General features: G+C 49.1%; 30 protein-coding genes and 2 riboswitches. Of the genes, 24 read left to right on the forward strand and 6 right to left on the reverse strand.

Annotated features, from left to right (window positions below; all coding sequences use genetic code 11):
• Positions 1-25 precede the first annotated feature (25 nt).
• Positions 26-130: riboswitch (SAM riboswitch) on the forward strand.
• Between the two features lie 79 nt (positions 131-209).
• The 16 genes from ITJ88_RS02260 (at position 210) to ITJ88_RS02335 (ending at position 15796) form a co-directional block, all read left to right on the forward strand.
• Positions 210-1232 carry a methionine ABC transporter ATP-binding protein gene (locus tag ITJ88_RS02260; RefSeq protein ID WP_195864563.1) on the forward strand — a complete coding sequence of 341 codons (1023 nt, stop codon included), beginning with the start codon at positions 210-212 and terminating at the stop codon, positions 1230-1232.
• Positions 1229-1894: a methionine ABC transporter permease gene (locus ITJ88_RS02265; protein WP_023469161.1), complete on the forward strand. Its 666-nt coding sequence runs from the start codon at positions 1229-1231 to the stop codon at positions 1892-1894. The genes ITJ88_RS02260 and ITJ88_RS02265 overlap by 4 nt, the downstream gene beginning before the upstream one ends.
• Positions 1895-1926: 32 nt before the next feature.
• Positions 1927-2760: a MetQ/NlpA family ABC transporter substrate-binding protein gene (locus tag ITJ88_RS02270; protein WP_195864564.1), complete on the forward strand. Its 834-nt coding sequence runs from the start codon at positions 1927-1929 to the stop codon at positions 2758-2760.
• A gap of 79 nt (positions 2761-2839) precedes the next feature.
• Complete coding sequence (locus tag ITJ88_RS02275) at positions 2840-4090, forward strand: MDR family MFS transporter (protein ID WP_195864565.1); 1251 nt, start codon at positions 2840-2842, stop codon at positions 4088-4090.
• 133 nt (positions 4091-4223) lie between these two features.
• Positions 4224-5009, forward strand: a complete 786-nt coding sequence (sufC, locus tag ITJ88_RS02280) for a Fe-S cluster assembly ATPase SufC (protein ID WP_023469158.1) — start codon at positions 4224-4226, stop codon at positions 5007-5009.
• Positions 5010-5027: 18 nt separating this feature from the next.
• Positions 5028-6305: a Fe-S cluster assembly protein SufD gene (sufD, locus tag ITJ88_RS02285; protein WP_023469157.1), complete on the forward strand. Its 1278-nt coding sequence runs from the start codon at positions 5028-5030 to the stop codon at positions 6303-6305.
• A gap of 1 nt (position 6306) precedes the next feature.
• The gene (locus ITJ88_RS02290) at positions 6307-7530 is read left to right on the forward strand and encodes a cysteine desulfurase (RefSeq protein WP_195864566.1); all 1224 of its coding nucleotides are present in this window, start codon (positions 6307-6309) and stop codon (positions 7528-7530) included.
• A complete protein-coding gene (gene sufU / locus ITJ88_RS02295) occupies positions 7520-7954 on the forward strand; it encodes a Fe-S cluster assembly sulfur transfer protein SufU (protein WP_023469155.1) in 435 nt (144 codons plus the stop codon). The genes ITJ88_RS02290 and sufU overlap by 11 nt, the downstream gene beginning before the upstream one ends.
• A 36-nt stretch (positions 7955-7990) precedes the next feature.
• Positions 7991-9388 (forward strand): Fe-S cluster assembly protein SufB, encoded by a 1398-nt coding sequence (sufB, locus tag ITJ88_RS02300; RefSeq protein ID WP_087681298.1) that lies wholly within the window; start codon positions 7991-7993, stop codon positions 9386-9388.
• 84 nt (positions 9389-9472) lie between these two features.
• The gene (locus tag ITJ88_RS02305) at positions 9473-10024 is read left to right on the forward strand and encodes a dihydrofolate reductase family protein (protein WP_195864567.1); all 552 of its coding nucleotides are present in this window, start codon (positions 9473-9475) and stop codon (positions 10022-10024) included.
• 399 nt (positions 10025-10423) lie between these two features.
• A complete protein-coding gene (locus tag ITJ88_RS02310) occupies positions 10424-11497 on the forward strand; it encodes an acyltransferase (RefSeq protein ID WP_195864568.1) in 1074 nt (357 codons plus the stop codon).
• A gap of 167 nt (positions 11498-11664) precedes the next feature.
• Positions 11665-12507: a DUF72 domain-containing protein gene (locus ITJ88_RS02315; RefSeq protein WP_064299457.1), complete on the forward strand. Its 843-nt coding sequence runs from the start codon at positions 11665-11667 to the stop codon at positions 12505-12507.
• A 21-nt stretch (positions 12508-12528) separates the two neighbouring features.
• Positions 12529-13830 (forward strand): bifunctional metallophosphatase/5'-nucleotidase, encoded by a 1302-nt coding sequence (locus ITJ88_RS02320; RefSeq protein WP_195864569.1) that lies wholly within the window; start codon positions 12529-12531, stop codon positions 13828-13830.
• 62 nt (positions 13831-13892) lie between these two features.
• Positions 13893-14792 carry a lipoyl synthase gene (gene lipA / locus ITJ88_RS02325; RefSeq protein ID WP_023469150.1) on the forward strand — a complete coding sequence of 300 codons (900 nt, stop codon included), beginning with the start codon at positions 13893-13895 and terminating at the stop codon, positions 14790-14792.
• Positions 14793-14886: 94 nt separating this feature from the next.
• Complete coding sequence (locus tag ITJ88_RS02330) at positions 14887-15264, forward strand: YutD family protein (RefSeq protein WP_195864570.1); 378 nt, start codon at positions 14887-14889, stop codon at positions 15262-15264.
• Between the two features lie 85 nt (positions 15265-15349).
• Entirely contained in the window at positions 15350-15796 is a 447-nt protein-coding gene (locus ITJ88_RS02335; RefSeq protein ID WP_195864571.1) for a general stress protein, read from the forward strand.
• Positions 15797-15830: 34 nt separating this feature from the next.
• Here the strand turns inward: ITJ88_RS02335 and ITJ88_RS02340 are convergent, their stop codons facing one another.
• Together ITJ88_RS02340 and glpX are read right to left on the reverse strand one after the other, a co-directional pair.
• Complete coding sequence (locus ITJ88_RS02340) at positions 15831-16106, reverse strand: DUF3055 domain-containing protein (protein ID WP_023469147.1); 276 nt, start codon at positions 16104-16106, stop codon at positions 15831-15833.
• Between the two features lie 35 nt (positions 16107-16141).
• Positions 16142-17122 carry a class II fructose-bisphosphatase gene (gene glpX / locus ITJ88_RS02345; protein WP_029342420.1) on the reverse strand — a complete coding sequence of 327 codons (981 nt, stop codon included), beginning with the start codon at positions 17120-17122 and terminating at the stop codon, positions 16142-16144.
• Positions 17123-17273: 151 nt separating this feature from the next.
• On the opposite strand from glpX, the gene ITJ88_RS02350 reads away from it, so the two are divergent.
• Both ITJ88_RS02350 and ITJ88_RS02355 read left to right on the forward strand, forming a co-directional pair.
• Positions 17274-17717 carry a DUF86 domain-containing protein gene (locus ITJ88_RS02350; RefSeq protein ID WP_195864572.1) on the forward strand — a complete coding sequence of 148 codons (444 nt, stop codon included), beginning with the start codon at positions 17274-17276 and terminating at the stop codon, positions 17715-17717.
• 6 nt (positions 17718-17723) lie between these two features.
• Entirely contained in the window at positions 17724-18488 is a 765-nt protein-coding gene (locus ITJ88_RS02355; RefSeq protein ID WP_195864573.1) for a TIGR01457 family HAD-type hydrolase, read from the forward strand.
• Between the two features lie 42 nt (positions 18489-18530).
• On the opposite strand, the gene ITJ88_RS02360 is transcribed toward ITJ88_RS02355, so the two are convergent.
• Positions 18531-18758, reverse strand: a complete 228-nt coding sequence (locus ITJ88_RS02360) for a NifU family protein (protein WP_012371190.1) — start codon at positions 18756-18758, stop codon at positions 18531-18533.
• A 109-nt stretch (positions 18759-18867) separates the two neighbouring features.
• Here ITJ88_RS02360 and ITJ88_RS02365 point away from each other — a divergent pair, with 109 nt between their 5' ends.
• A complete protein-coding gene (locus tag ITJ88_RS02365) occupies positions 18868-19164 on the forward strand; it encodes a DUF1462 family protein (RefSeq protein WP_047393437.1) in 297 nt (98 codons plus the stop codon).
• Between the two features lie 40 nt (positions 19165-19204).
• On the opposite strand, the gene ITJ88_RS02370 is transcribed toward ITJ88_RS02365, so the two are convergent.
• Positions 19205-20257: an NAD(P)/FAD-dependent oxidoreductase gene (locus ITJ88_RS02370; RefSeq protein ID WP_055968842.1), complete on the reverse strand. Its 1053-nt coding sequence runs from the start codon at positions 20255-20257 to the stop codon at positions 19205-19207.
• A gap of 92 nt (positions 20258-20349) precedes the next feature.
• Between ITJ88_RS02370 and ITJ88_RS02375 the strand changes: the two genes are divergently transcribed.
• Positions 20350-20583, forward strand: coding sequence for a YuzB family protein (locus ITJ88_RS02375; RefSeq protein ID WP_023469141.1), 234 nt, complete (start codon positions 20350-20352; stop codon positions 20581-20583).
• A gap of 76 nt (positions 20584-20659) precedes the next feature.
• Here the strand turns inward: ITJ88_RS02375 and ITJ88_RS02380 are convergent, their stop codons facing one another.
• On the reverse strand, positions 20660-21226 hold the full coding sequence (locus tag ITJ88_RS02380; protein WP_029342415.1) for an ECF transporter S component: 567 nt from the start codon (positions 21224-21226) through the stop codon (positions 20660-20662).
• 155 nt (positions 21227-21381) lie between these two features.
• Positions 21382-21523: riboswitch (FMN riboswitch) on the reverse strand.
• 111 nt (positions 21524-21634) lie between these two features.
• Between ITJ88_RS02380 and ITJ88_RS02385 the strand changes: the two genes are divergently transcribed.
• From ITJ88_RS02385 to ITJ88_RS02400, 4 genes are all read left to right on the forward strand, one after another.
• On the forward strand, positions 21635-21985 hold the full coding sequence (locus ITJ88_RS02385; RefSeq protein WP_029342414.1) for a HesB/IscA family protein: 351 nt from the start codon (positions 21635-21637) through the stop codon (positions 21983-21985).
• 117 nt (positions 21986-22102) lie between these two features.
• Positions 22103-22969 carry an NAD-dependent epimerase/dehydratase family protein gene (locus ITJ88_RS02390; RefSeq protein WP_195864574.1) on the forward strand — a complete coding sequence of 289 codons (867 nt, stop codon included), beginning with the start codon at positions 22103-22105 and terminating at the stop codon, positions 22967-22969.
• Positions 22966-23469, forward strand: a complete 504-nt coding sequence (locus ITJ88_RS02395; RefSeq protein WP_195864575.1) for a GNAT family N-acetyltransferase — start codon at positions 22966-22968, stop codon at positions 23467-23469. The genes ITJ88_RS02390 and ITJ88_RS02395 overlap by 4 nt, the downstream gene beginning before the upstream one ends.
• The gene (locus ITJ88_RS02400; RefSeq protein ID WP_195864576.1) at positions 23466-23957 is read left to right on the forward strand and encodes a GNAT family N-acetyltransferase; all 492 of its coding nucleotides are present in this window, start codon (positions 23466-23468) and stop codon (positions 23955-23957) included. The genes ITJ88_RS02395 and ITJ88_RS02400 overlap by 4 nt, the downstream gene beginning before the upstream one ends.
• Positions 23958-24198: 241 nt before the next feature.
• Here the strand turns inward: ITJ88_RS02400 and ITJ88_RS02405 are convergent, their stop codons facing one another.
• The gene (locus tag ITJ88_RS02405; protein WP_195864577.1) at positions 24199-25197 is read right to left on the reverse strand and encodes an NAD(P)/FAD-dependent oxidoreductase; all 999 of its coding nucleotides are present in this window, start codon (positions 25195-25197) and stop codon (positions 24199-24201) included.
• Between the last annotated feature and the right edge of the window lie 79 nt (positions 25198-25276).

Genomic DNA, 25276 nt, shown 5'->3' on the forward strand with positions numbered 1-25276 from the left:
ATATTCTACAAACTTAATACCGAAACTCTTATCGAGAGTGGTGGAGGGACTGGCCCGATGAAACCCGGCAACCGCGGATTTAATCCGAAGTGGTGCTAATTCCAGCAGACAAAAGTCTGGGAGATGAGAGCAAATGGTTTTGTGTACTGAAAAAGTGCGCGCGTTTGCTCTAAAACGCGCGCACTTTTTTTATTTTAGGAGGGACAGTTGTGATTCGTTTACAAGACGTAGGAAAGATTTATCGCTCAAAGCGCGGAGCGGTCGAAGCCGTCGCGAATGTCGATCTGACAATCGAGCGCGGTGAAATTTTTGGAATAATCGGTTATTCCGGAGCAGGGAAATCGACCTTGATCCGATTGCTGAATATGCTTGAGGCACCAACGAGTGGTTCGATCCAAATCGATGGTGTTGAAATGACATCACTGAAACCAAAAGAATTACGAGGCGTCCGCAAGAATGTCTCGATGGTCTTTCAGCACTTCAACTTACTATGGTCACGGACGGTTGAAGAGAACATCATGTTCCCACTCGAACTCGGTGGCTTCCCGAAGGCACACCGAAAGGAACGGGTTGCGGAACTGATCCAACTCGTTGGTTTGGACGGACGCGAAAAAGCTTATCCGTCGCAATTATCCGGTGGTCAAAAGCAACGTGTCGGTATCGCTCGGGCACTGGCATCGAACCCGGATGTTCTCTTATGTGACGAGGCAACAAGTGCACTCGACCCGAAGACGACGGACTCGATTCTTGAGTTACTTGTCGATATCAACGAAAAACTGAAACTGACGATTGTCTTGATCACACACGAGATGCACGTCATTCAAAAAATCTGTCACCGGGTCGCCGTCATGGAAGCCGGTAAAATCGTCGAGCAAGGACCGGTCGCAGAGGTCTTCCGTCATCCGAAGCAAGCGATGACGAAGGAGTTCGTCAAACAATTGACGTCGCCGTCGGAAAACGAGTTGACGTTCGCGAAACTACGCGAACGGTACCCAACCGGAAAGATCGTTCAGTTGACGTTCGTCGGATCGACAGCGGAAAGCCCGATCCTCGCGGAAGTCATGAAGGATTCACCGGTCCTGTTCAATATCATCGGCGGAAACGTCGGTCAATCACAGGAAGGGGCACTCGGTACACTGTTCATTCAGTTGATTGGGGAAACAGCAGCAACACAAGCGGTCATCACGAAGCTTCAAGCCAGTGATGTTGAAGTGGAGGTGGATCACCGATGATTTCATTCTTTGACAACCTAGACTGGGACATGGTGTGGGAAGCGACAGGCAGTACCGTCTATATGACGGCAATCGCTGGGGTTTCGACATTCGTTCTCGGTTTGATCATTGGTTTACTATTGTATGCGACAAACGAAGAGTTGTTGTTCAAGAATCGGGCGTTCTATTCAGTGTTGAGCTTGGTCGTCAACGTCTTCCGTTCGATTCCGTTCATCATCTTACTGATCTTATTGATTCCATTTACGACAGCAATCGTCGGTTCGTTCCTCGGACCAACGGCAGCATTACCGGCACTGATTTTCGGTGCTGCACCATTTTACGGTCGGATGGTTGAACTCGCGTTACGTGAAGTCGATAAAGGTGTCATCGAGGCAGCTGAATCGATGGGCGCGACGAAGTTCCAAATCATCTATAAAGTCTTAATCCCGGAAGCGTTGCCTGCCATCGTTTCTGGTATCACGGTCACACTCGTCTCACTTGTCGGTTATACGGCAATGGCCGGAGTAGTCGGCGGAGGTGGACTTGGGGACATGGCCTTCATCGAAGGATTCCAGCGTTCTCAAAACGATGTCATCGTCATTGCGACACTCTTAATCTTAGCGATCGTCTTCGTCATCCAAATCATTGGTGATTTGCTGATCCGTGCGATCGATAAACGTTAATTCAAATTTTATTCATATTGGAGGAATCATTCATGAAAGTTTGGAAAAAATTCGTAGGTACTGCCGCTGTATCCGTTTTAGCAATCAGCCTTGCTGCATGTGGCGAAAAATCATCAGGATCAGGTAGCGACGACAAAACACTCGTCATCGGTGCTTCAAACGTACCGCACGCTGAGATTCTTGAGCACGTCAAAAAAGAATACGAAGCAAAAGGCTACAAGCTTGAAATCAAGAAGTTCCAAGATTACGTACTTCCGAACAAAGCACTCGCTTCAAAAGAAATCGATGCGAACTACTTCCAGCATGTACCGTATCTTGAGCAACAAGAGAAAGAAAACAAATCGTATAAGTTCGCGAACGCAGGTGGCGTTCACGTTGAACCACTCGGTATCTACTCGAAGAAATACAAGTCACTCGATAAGTTGCCAAACGGTGCAACGATCCTGACGAGCTCAAACGTCGCGGAACGCGGTCGTGTCTTGACGTTCCTTCAAAATGAAGGATTGATTAAACTCAAAGACGGTAAAACGACAGATGCACAACTCGGTGATATCGCAGAGAACCCGAAGAAACTCAAGTTCAAGACGAACATCGAAGCATCACTTCTTCCGCAAGCTTACAAAAACAATGAAGGTGACGCTGTCCTCATCAACACGAACTATGCGATTGATAACGGTCTGAACCCGTTGAAAGACGCGATCGCATCAGAAGATGAGTCGTCACCATACGTCAACATCATCGTCACACGTGACGGCGATGAGAAAGACAAGCGTGTCACAGCACTTCTTGACGTTCTGCACGAGAAGAAAAACCAAGATTGGATCCTCGACAAGTACAAAGGTGCGGTCGTTCCAGTCAGCAAATAAGTTCACCGAAACCGGCATCCTTCCTATATAATGGAAGGATGCTTTTCATTTGTCTGAAACAGGGGTTAGGGGGAATCATATGCAACGCATTCGTCAACTGCATCCGTTGACACTCGGGGTCTTGTTCGGGACGTTTTTCTCGCGTCTCGGAACGTTCATCACGATGCCGTTCTTCGCCATCTACATGACGACCGTTTTGAAATTCGATCCGGTCGATGTCGGCTGGGTCCTCAGTATCTCAGCGATCGCCAGTCTTGTCATGAGCTTCATCGGCGGTACCTTGTCGGACCGGTATGGACGGCGGGCGATGATGCTTGCCGGAACGATCGGGTTCGCAATCGTCTTCATTGCGCTGGCACAAGTCGAGACGTTCTGGGCATTCTTTACGCTCAGTGCCTTAAACGGGGTCTGTCGTTCGATTTTCGAACCATCCGCTCGTGCCTTGATCAGTGATACGACGGACGAAGCGAACCGGTTGTTCGTCTTCAATATCCGTTACGCGATGATCAACATCGCAGCAGCGATCGGACCGGGAATCGCTTTACTGCTGAGTGCAGGGAACACGTCCGCGACGTTTTACATCACGGCGTTCGTCTATATCGTGTACGGGGTGATGATTGGTATCTTATTCAAACGCCATCCGATCATCGAGACGCATGGTGGGAAAAAGGTGTCGTTTGGAGCAACGGTTCGTCTGTTGCGGACGGATATCGCCTTTACGCTGGCACTCGCCGGTATCATCTTCGGCGTCTTCGGCTACAGCCAGTTCAACTCGACCTTGCCACAGTTCTTGACGGAAACGTCACTCCTTGAAGGAGGGAAGACGCTCTATGCGATCTTAATCACGATCAATGCGATCACCGTCTTGGTTGTGCAATATCCGATCATGAAGTTTGGTGTCAAGACGTCACCGCTCGTCTCGATCACGACCGGGATTGCGACTGTTGCGATCGGATTGTTCATCATGGGAAATGCGAACGCGATCTGGTTGATGATCGTCGCGATGTTCATCTTCACGTGCGGGGAAGTCATGATGTTCACGATGACTGATATCTTGACCGATCGATTCGCGAAGCCGGAATTACGGGGCAGCTATTTCGGGGCGATGGGCTTAACATCGATCGGACAATCCATCGGTCCGATCGCCGGAGGACATTTGTTAAGTTTATATGGAGCGGACCGTCCGTTACCGATTTTCGGGATATTAGCGGGCTTGACATTATTCGGAATACCACTGCTCTTACTGTCACAACGGATTCATCGGGCTTCGACGATCGAGGAACTCGAGGAACCGGTGAAACTTTCGAATGATTCTCAACAAAACGCATGATTTTGAGAAAAATCAACGAGCGATGACGCTTGAATAATACGCGATGTTTCTTTAAGATTAGAATGATACTAAATTAGTAACGCTCGTGTTCTGAATCGTCAGTCACGAAATGAATAGATGGAGGGATTCTAACATGAAGGCTTCACACTTGAAGATTGAAGATCTACACGTCGCGATCGACGGCAAGGAAATCTTGAAAGGCGTCAACTTGGAAATCAAAGGCGGGGAAATCCACGCGGTCATGGGACCAAACGGGACAGGTAAATCAACACTCGCATCAGCATTGATGGGTCACCCATCGTACGAAGTAACATCTGGTTCAGTCACACTCGACGGCGAAGACGTCCTCGACATGGAAGTTGATGAGCGCGCACAAGCGGGAATGTTCCTCGCAATGCAGTACCCAAGCGAAATCAGTGGTGTCACGAACTCCGACTTCCTTCGTTCAGCGATCAACTCGCGTCGTGAAGAAGGCGATGAAATCTCACTCATGAAGTTCATCCGTGAGCTTGATTCACAAATGGGTCTTCTCGAGATGCCTTCAGAAATGGCACACCGTTACCTCAACGAAGGTTTCTCTGGTGGAGAAAAGAAACGTAACGAAATTCTTCAGATGATGATGCTTAAACCAGCAATCGCGATTCTTGATGAAATCGATTCAGGTCTTGATATCGATGCATTGAAAGTCGTCGCAAAAGGTGTCAACGAAATGCGTTCACCTGAATTCGGCTGCTTAATCATCACGCACTACCAACGTCTCTTGAACTATATCGAGCCAGACTTCATCCACATCATGATGGGCGGAAAAATCGTCATGTCTGGTGGTAAAGAACTCGCACACCGTCTCGAAGCAGAAGGTTATGACTGGGTTAAAAAAGAACTCGGCATCGAAGACGTCGAAATCGAAACAAAAGCGTAAGACGAGGGAGGAAGCATGATGACTGTAGAACTGAATCTTGCAGTAAATCGCGAGGCAGTGGCAGAACGTGCGACTCGCTTAGGGGAACCATCTTGGATGGTCGCAAAGCGTCAAGACGCACTTGATCTTGCCCCAACGCTCGCATTGCCAAAAGTAGAAAAAATCAAGATCGAAGGCTGGAACTTCACAGAAGGTACGACGGAACTCGAAACCGTCACTGGTCTTTCTTCAGATATCGAAGCATTGATCGGCGAAAACCGTGATCACATGCTCGTCACGCGTAACGGACAACTCGTCCACGCGCAAAACAGTGAAGCGGCAAACGGCGTCATCTTCACGACGCTCGAAGACGCATTAAAACAACACCCAGAACTCGTCGAGAAGTACTTCATGACGGAAGGTGTTCAAGTTAACGAAGATCGTCTTGCGGCATTAAACGCAGCACTTCGTAACGGCGGTACGTTCCTTTATGTACCAAAAGGCGTCAAGCTTTCTGTACCGATGCAAGCGATCTACACGCTTGAGCAATCAGGCGCAGCGCTTTACCATCACGCGATCATCGTCGCAGATGCGGACAGCGAACTGACGTATATCGAAAACTTCGTCTCTTATGGTGACGAAGCGCATAACGTCAACGTCGTCACAGAAGTCTTCGTTGAAGACAACGCAAAAGTCCTCTTCGGTGGTGTCGATACGCTATCGAAAGGTGCCATCACGTATATGAACCGTCGTGGTGTCGTCAAACAAGGCGCGAAGCTCGAATGGGCACTCGGTCACATGAATGACGGTCACACGGTTACAGAAACAAAAACACACCTCGTCGGAAACGATTCGTTCTCAGATACGAAAGCCGTTACGGTCGGTCGTGGAGAGCAAAAACAAAACTTCAACGTCCGGACGGACCACTTCGGTAAAGGATCAGAAGGTTTCATCTTGATCCACGGTGTCCAAAAAGACGCAGCAACATCGATCTTCAACGGAACGTCGATGATCCATCACGGCGCTTCGAAATCAAACGGCGTTCAAACGGAACGTGTCCTCATGTTGTCTGAAAAGGCACGTGGTGATGCGAACCCGATCCTCTTGATCGATGAGGATGACGTTATGGCAGGACACGCGGCATCTGTCGGTCGTGTCGATGAACTACAACTCTACTACTTGATGAGCCGTGGCCTTTCACGGAAGGAAGCAGAACGCCTTGTCGTTCACGGATTCCTCCAGCCAGTCGTCTCGGAACTTGCGATTGACTCGGTGAAAGAACGTCTCGTTCAAGTCATCGAAGGGAAAGTAAACTAATATGGGAATCGATGCATCCATCCGCAATCAGTTTCCGATCCTCGACCAACAGGTCAACGACCGGAAACTCGTCTATCTCGATAGTGCGGCCTCTTCGCAGAAGCCGCTCGTCGTCATCAATGCGATTGACGACTACTATAAGACGATTCATTCGAATGTGCACCGTGGCGTCCATACGCTCGGAACACGAGCGACGGATGCGTACGAAGGTGCGCGTGAGAACGTTCGTCGTTTCATCCAGGCGCAACACCATGAAGAAATTATCTTTACCCGCGGCACGACGACGGCGATCAACATCGTCGCGTCTAGCTACGGTATGGAGCATGTCGAAGAAGGCGACGAAATCGTCGTCACGTACCTCGAACACCATGCGAATCTCATTCCGTGGCAACAAGTCGCTAAACGCAAAAAAGCGAAGTTGAAATACGTTGATTTGACAGCGGATGGTCGCGTGACGGTCGAAGCGGTCGAAGCACAACTGTCTGACCGGACGAAGATCGTCGCGATGGCGCACGTCTCGAACGTTCTCGGTACAATCAATCCGATCAAAGAAGTCGCTCGTCTTGCGCACGCTCGCGGTGCCGTCATGGTCGTCGATGCTGCGCAAAGTGCGCCGCACCAACGGATTAATGTCACGGATCTCGATTGTGACTTCCTCGCTTTCTCCGCACACAAGATGTGTGGTCCGACAGGCGTTGGTGTCTTTTACGGGAAAAAGGCATTACTCAATGCGATGGAACCGGTTGAATTCGGTGGTGAGATGATTGATTACGTTGGTCTTGAAGAGTCGACGTTCAAACCGTCTCCATATCGTTTCGAAGCGGGTACACCGATTATCGCAGGTGCCGTTGGTTTATCGGCAGCGATTGATTTCTTAGAAGAGATTGGTTTAGAGAACGTCGAAGCACACGAACGTGAACTCGCGCAGTACGCGATGGCACAAATGCGTGACATCGACGGACTAACGATTTACGGTCCGGAAGAACGCGTTGGACTCGTCACGTTCAATCTCGGTGATGTCCATGCACATGACGTCGCAACCGTCCTTGATATGCAGGGAATCGCGGTTCGCGCCGGTCACCATTGTGCACAACCCCTGATGCGTTGGCTCGGAGCGAGCTCGACGGCTCGCGCTAGCTTCTATCTCTACAACACGAAAGAAGAGGTTGACGCACTCGTGACAGGACTTCGCCAAACGAAGGAGTATTTCAGTCATGGATTTTAACAATCTCGATCACTTGTATCGTCAAGTGATCATGGATCACTATAAAACTCCCCGAAATCGCGGTGCGATCGAGGGGGGCGTCACGATCGACATGAACAATCCGACGTGCGGCGATACGATTCGTCTCCAGCTCGCGATTGAAGACGATGTCGTCCGTGATGCGAAATTTGACGGGGAGGGCTGCTCGATCAGCATGGCGTCTGCTTCAATGATGACGCAACTCGTCAAAGGTAAGACTATCGAAGAAGCCTTACGACTCGCGGATATCTTTTCGGACATGGTCCAAGGAAAAGACTATGATGACGAATCGTTCGACCTCGGGGACGTCGAGGCACTCTCGGGTGTCACGAAATTCCCGGCACGGATCAAATGTGCGACACTTGCCTGGAAGGCGCTCGAACGCGGCGTAGAAGAAGGGAAGTAAACTTCGGTCACAAGCAAGTAAGAGGAGGAAATGAACATGGCAAAGAACATGCCGGAAATTGGCGATTATAAATATGGTTTCCACGATCGCGATATCTCGATCTTCCGTTCTGGACGTGGCTTGACGACTGAAGTCGTCGAAACGATCTCGAAAATGAAGGAAGAACCACAATGGATGCTTGATTTCCGTTTGAAATCACTCAAGATCTTCAACGAACAAGCAATGCCAGCGTGGGGTGGCGATCTCTCAGAATTGAACTTCGACGACATCACGTACTACGTCAAGCCGTCTGAACGGGCAGAGAAATCGTGGGATGAAGTACCGGAAGAAATCAAACGTACGTTTGATAAGCTCGGTATCCCTGAAGCAGAGCAAAAATACTTGGCAGGTGTCTCGGCTCAGTACGAGTCAGAGGTTGTCTACCACAACATGAAAGAAGACCTCGAAGAAATCGGTGTCGTCTTCAAAGATACAGATACAGCCTTAAAAGAGAACGAAGATATCTTCCGTGAGTACTTCGGAAAATTAATCCCGCCAACAGACAACAAGTTCGCAGCCTTGAACACAGCAGTCTGGTCAGGTGGATCGTTCATCTACGTACCAAAAGGCGTCAAAGTCGACACTCCGCTTCAAGCCTACTTCCGCATTAACTCGGAAAACATGGGTCAATTCGAGCGGACGTTGATCATCGTTGATGACGAAGCATCGGTTCACTACGTCGAAGGATGTACAGCACCGGTCTACACGACGAACTCGCTTCACTCAGCGGTCGTTGAGATCTTCATCAACAAAAACGCTTACTGCCGTTACACGACGATCCAAAACTGGGCGAACAACGTCTACAACCTCGTTACGAAGCGTGCGATCTGTGAAGCTGGCGCAACGATGGAATGGGTCGATGGTAACATCGGTTCGAAACTGACGATGAAATACCCAGCCGTCATCCTCAAAGGTGAAGGTTCACGTGGTATGACATTGTCAATCGCAATCGCTGGTAAAGGTCAACACCAAGATGCGGGTGCGAAGATGATTCACTTAGCACCAAACACATCGTCGACGATCGTCTCGAAGTCGATCTCAAAACACGGTGGTAAAGTCACGTATCGCGGTATCGTCCACTTCGGACGGAAAGCGACAGGCGCACGTTCGAACATCGAATGTGATACACTCATCATGGATAACCAATCGACGTCGGATACGATTCCGTACAACGAAATCCTCAACGATAACATTTCGCTCGAGCACGAAGCGAAAGTCTCGAAGGTCTCGGAAGAGCAATTGTTCTACCTCATGAGCCGCGGGATCTCAGAAGAGGAAGCAACGGAAATGATCGTCATGGGCTTCATCGAGCCATTCACAAAAGAACTTCCAATGGAATATGCGGTCGAAATGAACCGTCTCATCAAGTTCGAGATGGAAGGTTCAATCGGATAATTCGTCTTACTCTCTCATCTACGGATGAGGGAGTTTTTTCATGAAATGGTTATTGGGGTAAAGAGTGAAAAAGGAGGGATTACTATGCGTGACATCGTCTATTCCTTTCAAGTCTCGCTTGACGGTTATATCGAAGATGCGTCAGGCAGGATCGATTTCGCTTCACCGGACGCAGAATTACATCAGTATTTCAATGACTATGAGAAAGCGTTTGATACCCATGTCTACGGACGTCGTTTGTACGAGATGATGCAATACTGGGAGACAGCAGATCAGGAAGACGAGCCGATTATCGTTGAGTATGCGAAAACCTGGCTGGCGCTTGAGAAGGTCGTCTTCTCGCGGACGCTTGATTCCGTCACAGGAAATGCACGTCTAGCGACTCAGTCACTTGCGGAAGAACTTCAAGCTCTAAAAGCCTTACCTGGAAAACAGATTGCGATTGGTGGGGCGACACTTGCTGCTGAAGCGATTGAGCTCGGACTCGTCGATCGTTATCATATCGTGATTTATCCTATTCTGCTCGGTAGTGGAAAACGGATGTTTCCGGTGTTCAATCAACCGCAGGCGCTACGGTTAGTCGAAACACGCGTCTTTACTTCCGGATGTATCGCGTTATCTTACAAAAAAATCTAGTCTTCATAAAAAGAGTCTCTTATTTCAAAAGGGATTCTTTCAGATTAAAGACAACGTGTAATTTTTCTCTAACGAGAAGGATTGCGCTTTTTTGTTCGTCTCGCATCGTTTTCCTGGGACAAGCATCGCGCCGCTTCGCTTCGCTGCAGGGTCGCTCTTGCTTGTTTTTCCCTAGGAAGCGATTTCGAGCGAACAAAATACTTCTCTTTTTTACAAGCTATTAAGTACAGAAAAGCAGCATGATGTTTCAGCAGATAGCTATAAGACGAATCCTCATTTCAAAATAGATTCTTTTTCGTTACATCCGATAAAATTTGGATATTATCATTTAATTTGGACGAAAATAGATTATAATAACTTTTGTGAAAAAATATATAAACATGATTAAGGTGTGAAAAAATGAAATTTTATCAAGAAATTCCTGTCATTCGATCGATTGCGGCAATCATGGTCGTCGCTGTCCATGTCATCGCTGGTCTGTATCATTCGAAAGGGGAATTCGAAAATGAAGCGATTGGTTACATCGATCAATTTTCTCGGATTGGTACGCCGATCTTTGCCATCATCAGTGCGTTTCTGTTGATGTCGATGGTCCAGCGCAAAGGATTCGATTTCGGAACATTCGTCAAGTCACGTTTCTCTAAAATCTTTATTCCTTACCTGATTTGGAGCACGATCTACCTCGTGTATCGTTATCATGTAGAAGATAGTCTAAAACCAGGTGTACCACTATCGAATTACTTCCTATACGGAACGGCAAACTTCCATCTGTACTTCATTTTGACGGTACTTCAGTTTTATGTCGTATTTCCGGTGCTTGCACGACTTAAGAAAGGAACATTGCTGCTTGTCGCGACAGTGGCGGCGATGGGCGTCAACTACTTCTGGCTGACTTCAGGAAGCTTAACGACAGACATCGAGTTTCTTGATCGACTCGTCAACAGCCGATCTTTCTTACTCAATTGGATTGCCTATTTCATGATGGGGATTACATATGCCGTCTATTATGAAGAGATTCAACAGATTCTAAAGCGTCATCGGACAATCTTATTGCTGATCAGTGGATTGATCATCCTTGATATTTGGGTCAGCATCGACTTAGAGCGGACGTACACGTCGACGAATCTCTCGAATCTGGTCTACATCCCGTTCGTCCTTGTCGTCTTGAACTACGTCTTCCGTCGTGTCCAGACGGATGCGACAGCGATGCGCATCTTCCAGACGATCGGAACGCATTCGATGGGGATTTACCTGATTCATCCGCTCGTCATTCGCGGAATCGGTCGGACGGATCTCTTCGCTTACTTCGACTCTGCGAGTATGTTCATTTGTGCGATGATCGTCACGCTTGCGGCTTCGATTTCTGTCTCTTTCGTGATCAGTTTATTGCCGTACGGCAACTATATCGTTCCGGTTCCAAAACGAAGAGCTCCCGCTCCGAAAATCGTCGAGGCACAGTCTACTGCTTCATGATGAGAACGGTGACTAGGCATCCTTTTCCTTCCTGCATGAGTAGGGAGGAGAGGGATGTCTTTTTTCTGAAAAAAGAGTGTTTGCTTAGGAAGCATCGAAGAAGAAATCCCGGATTCTGCTATGCTATGATGAATAGGTAGAATAGAACACACGAGGGGGAAGAGAGCATGATATATATCGGTGTCACGGGCTGGGGAGATCATGATAGTCTCTACTTGACCCCGCAAGATCGTAAAGAGAAACTGGCTGCCTATGCCGGTCATTTTCCAGCGGTCGAGGTCGACTCGACATTCTATGCAATTCAACCGGAACGAAACTATGAGAAATGGACATCCGAGACGCCGGACGGGTTTCGCTTCATCGTCAAGGTTCACCGGGCGATGAGTGGGCACGACCGGGATAACAAAGATCCGCTCGGTCCGATTTTTGAACAATATATCGCGTCGATCGAACCGATGCGAAAGAGTGGAAAGATTGCGGCGATCCTCGTGCAGTTACCGCCCTGGTTCGATGTCAGCAAAATGCACTTGGAATATTTGCAAACGATCCGAAAATCACTTGCCGGACTGCCGGTCGCGATCGAGTTCCGAAATCCATCGTGGTATTCGGAAGCTTATCGTGAGCGAACGCTCCGTTTTCTGAAGGAACATCAGTTCATTCATACGATTTGTGACGAACCGCAGACGGAAGATGGTTCCGTACCATTCGTACCGGTCGTGACGCAGGAGACGGCATTCATCCGCCTCCACGGACGAAATAAAGCCGGTTGGTTAAAGAAACCCGGTCAAAGCAGCGAAGATTGGCGAAAAGTCCGCTGTCTCTATCGGTATTCGGAAGACGAGCTACAAGAACTCGCGAGTCACGTCCGCGACGTTGCAGCGGAAGCAAAGGATGTCTATGTCTTTTTTAATAACAACTCAGCAGGAGATGCTGCCCCGAATGCGAAACGATTAATCGAGATTCTCGATCTCGACTATGAACTCGCGCCGCGACAAATCTCTTTGTTCTAAATCATCAAGGGGGGCTTCTGCATGAAGTTACACATCATTCACTATAATGATTTGCACTCACACTTCGATATGTGGCCTCGCTACATGTCCTTCGTCAAGGAACACCGGACGTACGATTCGCTCGTTTTTGATCTCGGTGATCATGCTGACCGTGTGGATCCAGCGACGGAAGCAACAAAAGGAAAGATCAATACGCATCTACTGAATGCGTTGATGCCGACCGCTGTGACGATCGGGAACAATGAAGGCATCACGTTTCCACATGACTGGTTAGCGAATCTCTACACGGAAGCGGACTTTCCAGTGCTCGTCTCGAATTTAGAAGCACCGTTTGCGAAGCAAGGGGTCATTCACGAATTACCGACCGGCAAAGTCGGCGTCTTTGGTCTGACGGCACCGTATATTGAACTATACGGTTTACTTGGTTGGACGATCGAAGAACCGTTTGACGTCGCAGCGCGTGAAATCGAGCGGTTGCGTCAAGAAGTCGACGTCTTGATTTGCTTAAGTCACCTTGGTTTCTATCAAGACGAAGAACTGGCGATGCGCTTTCCGGAGCTTGATTTGATCATCGGTGCGCATACGCATCATATCCTTGATGACGGGGTCGTCAAGAACGGTGTCTTGATCACGCAAGCGGGAAAACATGGGCAATATGCAGGTGAGATCTACATGAATACGGATACGGGCGAGAAGGAAGCAGTCCTTCACTCCTTACACGATTACGCCGAGGATGAAGCGACGGCAAAATTGCTCGACCGGGAACAATATCTCGCGGAACAACAGATGAAGGAGCCGATTGGCGAGACAGCGGGTCTAGCCAATGATTGGTTCAGCGAGTCGCCATTCTCACAATTGCTTGTCGAGACGATGCGCGACTGGTGTGATGCGGATATCGCTTGTGTCCCGGCAGGCATTCTGCTTGGGTCACTTCCACCAGGTCCTGTCTCTGCCTTTGATTTACATCGACTCTGCCCGCACCCGATCAATCCCTGTAAGGTGACGATGACCGGAGTGGAATTACAAACCTTCCTCGACGAAGTCAAGACAGATCAGTTCGAACAACTAAAGGTTCGGGGTCTCGGTTTCCGTGGTAAGTTGATGGGACGGATGCATTATGCTGGTTTGGCGGCACATCAACCGCTGGAGCCAACGCGAAACTATACGGTCGTCTTGCCGGATATGTTCACGTTCGGTCCACTCTTCCCAGCGATCAAAGAAATGCCAAAAGAATACTTCATGCCGGAATTGTTACGGGATTTATTGTTTGAACGCTTATCGGAGAAGTCGGAATATAATGAATTGCATGTTCGCAAACCCTGATTGTTTGTTATACTAAAGCAGACATTAATTGACTTTTTGGGGATGAAGGGGGAAGCGAAACCATGGGACGCGGAGAAATCCAACGTAAACCGGAATGGTTGAAAATCAAGCTGAATACGAATGAAACCTACACAGAATTAAAAAGTATGATGCGCGAGAAAAAGCTACATACTGTCTGTGAGGAAGCAAAGTGTCCGAATATCCACGAGTGTTGGGCGGTACGCCGGACGGCGACGTTCATGATTCTCGGAAGTATCTGCACACGTGCGTGCCGTTTTTGCGCCGTGACGACAGGACGTCCAAACGAACTCGATCTCGAAGAACCAAAACGTGTCGCGGAATCCGTTCGTTTGATGAACCTGAAGCACGCGGTCATCACAGCGGTTGCCCGTGACGATCTGAATGATTTCGGAGCAGGCGTTTACGCTGAAACGGTCCGTGAAGTCCGTCGGATGAACCCAGAGACATCAATCGAAGTCTTGCCTTCAGATATGGGTGGGAACTTTGAAGCGTTGAAAACGCTGATTGATGCACAGCCAGACATCATGAACCACAACATCGAGACGGTCCGCCGTCTGACACCGACCGTTCGTGCGAAAGCCACTTACGACCGGACGCTTGAATTCCTTCGTCGTTCGAAGGAACTCGCACCTGAAATTCCAACGAAGTCGAGCTTGATGCTTGGTCTTGGTGAGACATGGGAAGAGATTCTTGAAACGATGGATGATCTTCGCGCAAATAACGTCGACATCATGACGATCGGTCAGTATCTCCAACCGACGAAAAAACACCTCGACGTCATCAAATACTATACACCGCAAGAGTTCGCTGAACTGAAGCAGATCGCCCTCAGCAAAGGGTTCTCGCACTGTGAGGCAGGTCCACTCGTTCGTTCGTCGTATCACGCGGATGAGCAAGTCAACGCAGCGAAAAAGAATAAAACAGCACTTCCGATCGACTAACGATCAAAAACCGTTCGAGCAGTTGCTCGGACGGTTTTTCATCTGCCAGGCGAAATGGAATATGCTATGATAAGAACAGCAGGAGGTGGGAATAATGATACAAGTCAATCGGGAACGTTATGAGGTCATCGAAGAGAAGCGCGAAGGTTTTAATGAGGAAGCCTTCATCGGTCGTTTTAGCGATGTCCTTGAGAAATATGATTATATCGTGGGGGACTGGGGGCACGGTCAATTACGGCTACGTGGCTTCTATGAGGATCAACACGAGAAAGCGACATTCGATACGAAGATTTCGCATGTGGCGGATTATCTCTACGAATACTGTAACTTCGGATGTGCCTACTTCATCGTCAAGAAGATCGGATTGGTAGAAGGAGAAGAAGCACCACCTCGCTTCGACGGTTCTTCATCCAATACGTTGAAGTTAAAGCGGAAGTTCGCACCTGCACCAGAGAAGACGGAAGGCGAGTAATCAAACTGTCATACAGAAAAGCGTTTCTAGTGGACGGAATTCGGCTATTACTATAAGTATCATGTACCTATAGGGGGAACCATCCATGCGAATCGTTGGAATTTACTCATCCGTACCAGAAGTCGTCAGTGCCGTGCACGATCTCCGTGTTGCCGGTGTCGTCTCGACTGATTTAAAAGTCTTAGCACACGACAAATATGATCTCGAACAAATCGAGGAATTGGCGGATTTGAACAACCAACAGACATCTACGCGCCTGTCGCAGGAAGACCATCGCAATCTCTGGCAGGAAATCAAAAGCATCTTCAAAAAGGATGATACGGTCTCTCATGGAGACGCCATCCAAGGAAGTGGCTTGACGAAGGAAGACGTCGATCGTGCGAATCATGCGGTCGAAAGTGGTCAATTCGTATTACTCGTCGGTGATGAAGCGGATCAGCATTCAGAACGCCGTGCCCATGACGAGTCAGATAATACGAACGTCTTCAGTGGACCAAACACACTAAATGAGCGAAACGATCGTCTCTTATAAGAAAAAGCCTTCGTCCGCGGACGAAGGCTTTTTTTCATAGACCGATATAAGCGCGCAGATACATCTCGAGTTCCGTTGCCGCATCGTCTTCGACGTCAAACGCCGTCGCGATGTAGCCAGGTTCATCAAAATCGTCCGCACCGATGATCGCATAGCGATTCGATAAGAGATTCAAGACGAGAATCTTACCGTAAAAATGCTCCGAGTGGGTGATGGCGAGATCAAACCGACTGGCTTCTCCAATCCAACTGACGAAGCGTGTCTTCGTTTGTTCAACATCATCATATAAAAAATCACGTTCTTCCATCATTCAGCTTCCCTCATTTCCCTAACATCTGTTTCAGATTAAAGGGTTTGGGGGACTTTTTGCAAGTATGGTTTACGCGATAAGCTATGCTCGGCGATGACTTTTCGAATCGTCCGTGTCTTTGAACGCATGACGAGGGATGTCGTCTCAACGATATCATCCGTCAAGAACTTAACGCCATCGAGCATTTCGCCCGTCGTGACGCCTGTCGCGGCAAAGATACAATCGTCGCTTTTAATAAGGTCATCAAGCGTCAAGAGTTGAAGCGGATCTTCAAGCCCCATCCGGATGACACGAGCGGTTTCTTCTTCGTTCATCGGATGTAAACGTGCCTGCATGTCGCCGCCCATCGCTTTGACGGCAGCAGCCGTGATGACACCTTCAGGAGCACCGCCTGTACCAATGAAGATATCGATTCCTGTCGCAGGAGAGAGTGGTGCGATCCCAGCCGAGACGTCGCCGTCTTCAAACAGACGAACCCGTGCGCCCATCCGCATCGCAGCTTCGCGGAAGTGATCGTGACGCGGGCGATCTTGCATGATGACCGTGACGTCCTCAATCCGTTTATTGTTGTATTGAGCTGCTTTTTCAATGATGACTTCAAGTGGATCGTCGAGCGAGACGTGCCCTTTTAAGTTCGGTCCAACTGTTAATTTATCCATATACATATCGGGTGCGTGGAGCAGGGCACCTTGATCGGCGACGGCGATGACGACCATCGCATTACCGAGACCTTTGGCGACGATGTTCGTACCTTCGAGCGGGTCGACGGCGATGTCAACGATTGGACCGTTCGCTGTTCCGACACGTTCGCCGATGAAGAGCATCGGTGCTTCGTCGAGTTCGCCTTCGCCGATGACGACCGTTCCGTTCATGTTGACCGTGTTCAAGACTTCGCGCATCGCAGTCGTTGCTGCATCATCCGCTTCATTTTTCTTACCGCGACCAATCCATTGAGCAGAAGCTAGTGCTGCTGCTTCCGTAGCGCGTACGATTTCCAATGCGAGTTCCCGTTCCATGTATATAACCTCCACGTCACCAATGTGACATACTATTTTCAGCAAAAATCTAAATTGAGGATAACACATTGGGGAATGTGATGCAAATGACCTTTCTGCTTTTCAGGATTGCCGGATAACGATAAAATGGAGGATGTGAGGGGGAATGAAGATGTATTTCATCAATCGTCAAAAAATCGAAGAGACGGTCGTCTGTTATGAGACGGCACTTCGACAAAGTAAGGAAGTTACGGGGGATCCGGTGACGACGGCACTGGCTATGGAGCGGATCGGTTTTTTAGTCATCGAGAGTGTCATCGACATCGGAAACAGTATGATTGATGGATTCATCATGCGGGATCCGGGAAGTTATGAAGATATCATTCTCATCTTAGAAGATGAGAAGGTCATCGATGGACCGCTCGCGACGAGTCTGAAGAAGCTCGTTGCGTTACGTACGTTGATCGTCCGGTCATTCACACAGTCGAGTATGGCGGAGATTCGGGCGGTACTTGAGACAGAGGAAGCAGAACTACGTCGTTTCCCGGAAGCGATTCGCCGGTATATCGAGACAGAACTCGGACCGGTGTCTGCATTTTTACCAAACGAGGAGTGAGTCAGGATGAAGGCAAAAGGCTATTTATTTGATTTAGATGGAACGATGTATAACGGAACGGAACCGGTAAAAGAAGCGGTCGATTTCGTCAATCGTCTGCAAGCAGAAGGCATTCCGTATTTGTTCGTGACGAATAATGCGTCGATGACGGCAGAAGCCGTGGCGGAGAAATTACGCGGGATGGGTGTTCATTCCGATGCGAAACACGTCTTGACGAGTGCGATGGCGACTGGTCGTTATATCGCTGATCTATCACCGAAAGCACGCGTCTATGCGATCGGAGAAACAGGACTGATTGATGCGCTTGAACGGGAAGGGTTGGACGTCGTCGCAACGGAAGCAGCAGATTACGTCGTCATCGGTCTTGACCGTCAGATCACGTATGAAAAACTCGCTGTCGGTGCCCTCGCAATTCGTGCCGGTGCCCGGTTCATCTCGACGAACGGAGACATCGCCATTCCGACAGAACGTGGTTTCTTGCCAGGTAACGGTGCCTTGACGTCCGTCCTGCGCGTGACGACGGAGAAGGAACCGTTCTTCATCGGTAAACCGGAACCGGTCATGGTCGATATCGCAACGGAGATGATTGGTCTGTCAAAAGAAGACGTCATCATGGTCGGGGATAACTACCATACGGATATCCTGTTCGGAATCAATGGAGGCATCCGGACGATGCACGTCAATTCTGGCGTCCATACACCGGTCTTCATTCAAGGTCAGAATCGTCAACCGACATACATGGTCGATACGTTAGCCGAATGGATTCTATAAATCAAAAAATCCCGAACGAGATTTCGTTCGGGATTTCATGTATTAGAAGACTTGTTCGACTTCAACGACGCCAGCGACTTCTTCAAGAAGGGCACGTTCGATACCGGCCTTCAATGTGATCGTTGAACTTGGGCAGCTACCACAAGCTCCCATCAAACGGAGTTTTACGATTCCGTCTTCTACATCTACGAGTTCAACGTCTCCTCCATCACGAAGAAGGAACGGACGCAATTTTTCAAGAACTTCATTCACTTGATCAAACATTTCCATGCGTAAACACATCCTTTCGTATAGTTTCATTGTAACAGGGTTGAAAAATGTTCTCAATCTGGAAAACTTGTATACTAAAGAGGAGAGAATTGAAAAGGGGGACTTCAAGATGGAAATCACGGTTTACGGGACAGCGGTCACTTGTCCGAGTTGTGTCGGGGCACCCAGCTCGGAAGAGACGTTCAGTTGGCTACAGGCCGTCCTCGGGCGAAAATATGAGCAAGCGATGACGCTACGCTATGTCGATTTCGAGACAGCAACAGCGGATCAATGGACGGAAGCCTTGAAAGAGGATGTCTATTTTTATCCATTGATCGTGCTTGATGATGAGATGATTGACGAGGGGTACGTCAAGCTGAAGACGATTACGGCAGCGATTGATGCGAAGTTAAGTCAGACGGGGTAATGAAGAAGAGGTATCCCAAAGATCGGGACACCTCTTTTGCTCATTTAATCTTTTTGTGTTTCCATAAGACACCGGACTTTAAGAGACGTGGGACTTTCCCCGTCAGCGCTTGCTTGCCCATGACGATCCCGAAACCATCTGATTTCCCGAGCGATCCGAGCATTCCGCGCAGTTTGATTTCTGGCAGTTTCGGCAATTTCTTCCCTTGCCACTTCGCTTGCAAGACGTCGACGACTTGTTCTGCCTGATGTTCTGCGAGTTGACCGCTTGGTGCATACGGCAAGCTGGCACAATCGCCGATGACGAAGACGTTATCGTATTCTGGTACATGGTGATGTTCCGTCAATTTGATCCGACCGCCACTGTCTGCAGCAAAGCCGAGATCACGAACGACCTTGACCGGCTGCGTACCTGCCGTCCAAATCGTCAAGTCCGACGGGTACGTATCGTCGCCGTTTCGCACGTCGTCCGCTGTGACGAGCGTGACGTTCGAATTGTTGATGACTTCCACGTCATGCTCCTCGAACCATTCCTGGACGTAAGACGAGACTTTGTCGGATAAGAACGACAAGACGGATGGACCGCGGTCGAACAGACGAATCGTTAAATCCTTCCGGCTCTCGTGCAGTTCACTGGCAAGTTCGACACCGGATAGACCAGCACCGACGATCGAGACGACGGACCCCGGCGACAGACCACAGATCGCTTGCTGTGTCTTACGCGATTCTTCAAGTGTCTGGATGCTGTATGTAAACTCTTGAGCACCCGGAATGTTGTGGTATTTATCCTCACAACCGAGAGCGATGATCAAGTCATCATAGAATAATTCTGATCCGTCCTGCAGGTGGACCGTATTCGTCTCTGGTGAGATTTTAATGACATGTCCATATTTATAAGTAAGATGTTTCCCCTCCGGAAATTCAATCCGGACATCCCGATCTGATAATGTACCTGCTGCGAGTGCGTAATATTCCGTTTTGAGTGCGTGGTACGGTAGACGGTCAACGAGCGTGACGGCAACTTCCTCGTCCTTGAATCGCTCACAAATCCGCATTCCACCATATCCTCCGCCGAGTACAACCAATTGCTTCATAACGTAAAATCCCCCTTAGTTCCCCTAAATCAGTCTGACCTTGTATAATACGACATGAGGCAGGTCGTTTCCTGCTTGAAGGAGGAAAAAAAGTGAATCCGATTATTGAATTTTGTATCAGTAACTTAGCGGCTGGTACACAGGTCGTCATGGAGCAACTCGAACGTGATCCGAACGTCGACGTCGTCGAATACGGTTGCCTCGGTTATTGCGGCATTTGTTCGCTTGATCATTTTTGTCTCGTCGATGGTGAGACCGTCGTAGGCGAGACGCCGGAAGAGTTGCTTGAAAAGATTTACCTAAAAATCGAAGAGAATGAGCTGTGAGCACGGACAGCCAAAAAATCCCCTCGTTCGTCTGAGCGAGGGGATTCGTGTCCGTCAGCGGGCGCAGCTTTTCGGATCAGGCAGATTGTTGACGGCGCATCATCCATGGTCGTAGTTTCAAGAACAACGGAATGAAGAGTGCCGAGATGAACAACGCCTTGATGACGTTAAACGGTAAGATACCGGCTGTGATCGCTGTCCATTTGACAGCTGGATCCGCCATGTAATCCATACCGAGGAACCATGCATACGCTGGAAGGATCAAGATATAGTTGAGGATCGCAAGACCGAGTGCCATCGTGATCGTACCAGCGACGAGACCAGTTGCGAGACCTTGTGTTGATTTCTTTTTATGGTAGAACCAGCTGACAGGAAGCACGAATGCGACGCCAGCAGCAAAGTTTGCGAATTCTCCAACTGGAACACCACTTCCGCGGAAGATGTAATATAACACGTTCTTCAATGCTTCGACGATGACTCCTGCGACCGGTGAGAACATGATCGCTGCGACGAGAGCAGGAACATCACTGAAGTCGATCTTCAGATAGTTCGGTAAGAACGGTAGTGGAAAATTGATAAGCATAAGAACAAATGAGATTGAACCTAACATTGACAGAGTGACCATTTTTTGTGTGCGTTTCATACGAGTATTGTCTCCTTTTGCTCGTTCCTCTCGATGAAGTATTGGCATGACTGCGTCCATAAAGAAACCCCTATTGATGAGATCAACAGGGGAGAAGTCCGCATTAAATAAACCTAATCGATTATTGCAAAAATCGATCAAATTCAAACTCATGCCGCCATCTTCTCCCATCCAGACTATACTGTCGGCTCCTGAATTACACAGAATCAGCAAATAGCGCCCTATTCGCTCGCGGGCTTCAACTCATAATAGTTGTTTACCGCCGGTCGGGAATTTCACCCTGCCCTGAAGATGGAACGATTATTTTGTTGTACATACCATTTATACAACGAATTCAAGATAGTTTCAAGCAACTAGGTTTCGATTCACTCAGAAGTTGCGTATACTAAAGAAAAGGAAGGTGATGACATGATCCATTTAACGGAGGCAGCAGCGCTACAAGTCCAGGACATGATGGCGCAGGCACCAGCAGATGAACGGAATCTTCGGATGCTCGTCCAAGGTGGTGGATGTAGTGGTCTGTCGTACGGAATGGGATTCGACCAACAGAAAGAAACGGATCTCGTTTTCGAACAGCACGGCGTGACCGTCATCGTGGACGAAAAAGATTACCCGGTCGTCAAAGGACTGGAGATCGATTATAAACAGTCGATGCTTGGCGGCGGATTCACGATCACGAATCCAAATGCCATCGCAACATGCGGTTGCGGGACTTCGTTCCGGACGGCAACGAATGCCGGGACACCGGGTGGCTGTTAATGAATCCAATCGTGGACATCGTCCACGATTTTTTTATTGTCCGTATACAGGAGACCTGTTCCGTTGACTCGAAATATTAAGAGAGTGAATGCTACTACGAACAGGGAGGGCTTCAGGATGAGAAAAGTATTGATCTTCGGGGGAACACGCTACTTCGGACGCCGGCTTGCGATTCGTTTAGCCGATTCGGGGGATGACGTGACAATCGTCACACGCGGCGAGCATACGCCACCGGTCGCGAAGGGCTTGACATTCTTTAAAGGGGACCGGACGTCAAGTAGTACGATGAAGGACTTAAGCCAGCAGCACTGGGATGTCATCTATGACAATATCTGTTTCACGCCGTATCAAGCAAAGCTTGCGATTGACGCGTTTGAAGGGAAAGTCGGACGCTACGTGTTGACGTCGACGATGTCTGTCTATGAAGACGGTGGTGCGAATATCACGGAGCGTGCCTATAATCCGTTTCCCGGGAAATATGACCTCGAGAAAGAACATGGATATGGCGAAGGGAAACGCCAAGCGGAGAGTTATTTCTTCCAACGGGCGACGTTCCCAGTCGTTGCTGTCCGTTTCCCGGTCGTTCTCGGACCAGATGACTACACGGAGCGACTCGTCTTTCATATTAAGCGGGCGCTTGACGGGCGTCCGATTGTTGCTGAAAACAGTTATGCGAAGATGGGCTATATCTCCAGTTATGAAGCCGCTGCCTTTCTTGAGTGGTGTGGTCGTTCGGAACTGACAGGACCGATCAACGCTGCGAGTGACGGTGTCTTATCGATTCAAGACCTGATGGATAAAATCGACCGCGTTGCGGGAACGACAAGTCAACTCGTCGCAAAAGGAGAGGATGAATCGCCTCTTGCGCCGGAACGTGATTTTTATATGGATACGACAGCCGCAAAACAAGCGGGCTATCTGTTCCAGCACATCGATGACTGGCTCGATCGTTTGATTGAAGAGGAGGTGCGCAATCACCAATGATGCAGTTGATGAAACCAACCCTCGCATGGGAGACAGAATACCGCGCCTTTTTAGAAGACTGGCGAGAGTCGGGCGAAACGATCGTGCCGGAAGCAGTCGGAGACACATATGAGCCGCTCGGCGCTTATTTTGCGGAACTGAAGGAAATGGAGACAACGGTCAGACCGGGTCTTGTCACCCATTCGACGTACTGGATGGTCGACGGACAACGAATCGTCGGCGCGTTGAACTTCCGGCATGAGTTGACGGAGAACTTGAAGTTGTACGGTGGACACATCGGATACGGCATCCGACCATCCGAGCGTCAGAAAGGATATGCGACGACCGGGCTCCGTTTAGCGCTAGAAGAAGCACGGCAACGTGGACTCGATCAAGTGCTGTTGACGTGTGGCGTTGATAATCTAGCATCTCTCCGTGTCATCTTGGCGAACGGCGGACGAGAAATTGAGCCGACTGTTCGTAATGGACGCGAGACACGTCGCTTCATCATTGCGTTATGAATATTCGTGAAGCACGTCTTGAAGATGCGTCAGCTATCGCGCGCGTTCATATTGACGCCTGGCGGGAGACGTATCAAGGTATCATTCCAGATCCGTATTTAGCACAGTTGTCGCACGAAAAACGGACGAAACAATGGGGGCAGACGTTAGTTGATCAACGCGTGTATGTTGCCCTGTCAGGAGAAGAAGTCGTTGGCTTTGCGCAAGGTGGAGCGAATCGAAGTGATGCGCGTGAAGGGGAGTTGTATGCGATTTATGTCTTGCAAGCGTCGCAAGGACAAGGACTCGGTAAAGCGTTGTTTCAACGCATCGCTGAGGACTTAGCTGAGTATGAGACGATGCAGGTTTCTGTCTTGCGGGATAATCCAGCGTGCCAGTTTTACGAGCGATTCGGTGGTCAGGTCTTCGAAGAATCGATGATTGAGCGAGGTGGGGTCGAACTCGTGCAACGGGTTTACCGGATACCGGTTAAAAGATCATCTGTATGAAATCGGACTTTTCAACATCTTCGCTTTCCTCAGGCGGGATGTAAGCCGCGCCAGTTCCCATTTCATGTGATCTGTCGGGTCTTACCTCTCCCTGACGGAAGCACACATCGTGCTTCCTTTTCCTGTAGGAGTCGAAGATGTTTGTTCACGTCCTCGATGCGATTCCATCAAAATAAGAGGTCGGACTCCGGTATGTCATCCGGAATTCGACCTCTTATTTGTTTACAGGCATTCAGTTATCTCAAGAATGATTCGTTACTTTTTCGAACAGACTCGTCGAGTGTTGCGGGTGACGAGCAGATGGATCAACGAGAAGTTTCGCTTGGTTAACGGCGATCGGTGCTTCACCGAAGCCCGTTGCGATTAGTTTGACGCGTCCTTCGTAAGTCGCGATATCACCACAAGCGAAGACGCCTGGAATCGCAGTCTCCATCTTCGAATTGACACGAATCGAATTGCGTTCGAATTCGACTTCCCATTCTTTGAGCGGTCCGAGTGACGAGACGAAACCGAAGTTACAGACGACATCGTCCGCAGCGACGACGACGACTTCACCACTTTCAGCATGTTTGAACGTCAGCGTCTCGATGTGTGTCTCACCTGTGACCGATTCAAGTGTATACGGCGTCATGACGTTGACGGATGAATCGTGTAACAGTTCGACCGAATGTTCATGGGCACGGAACTTATCACGACGGTGGATGAGCGTGACGGATTTTGCAATCGGCTCAAGCATCAATGACCAGTCAACGGCAGAGTCACCACCACCCAGTAAGACGACTTGGCGATCCTTGAAACGTTCCATGTCGTTGACGAAATAGTGTAAGTTTGTTTCTTCGAAGCGTTCTGCATCCGCCACTCCGAGTGGACGCGCGGCGAACGAGCCGTTTCCTGCCGTCAAAATGACGGTCTTCGTATAATGCTCGCCTTTATTCGTGATGAGGCGGATGATTCCGTCATCCATCCGTTCGTAAGCGATGACAGTCTCACCGAGCACGTATGTCGGATCGAATTCATTTGCTTGTTCAAGCAACCGATCGACCAGTTCCTGTGCTTTTACTTTCGGAAAACCGGCAATATCGTATATATATTTTTCAGGATAAAGCGTAGCGAGTTGACCACCTAATTGAGGTAGACTCTCGATGACCTTCGTCTTCATCTGGCGCATCCCTGAATAAAACGCGGTGAACAGTCCGACCGGACCGCCGCCGATGATCGTGACATCATATGGTTGGTGCATCTGATTCCCTCCTAGCGTTGGATAGGTCTATTATATAGGAAGTAGGGGGTGAAGGTGCAAGTACGGAACATCTCACATT

The organism is Exiguobacterium abrahamii (assembly GCF_015645365.1).
Taxonomy (GTDB): Bacteria; Bacillota; Bacilli; order Exiguobacteriales; family Exiguobacteriaceae; genus Exiguobacterium_A; species Exiguobacterium_A abrahamii.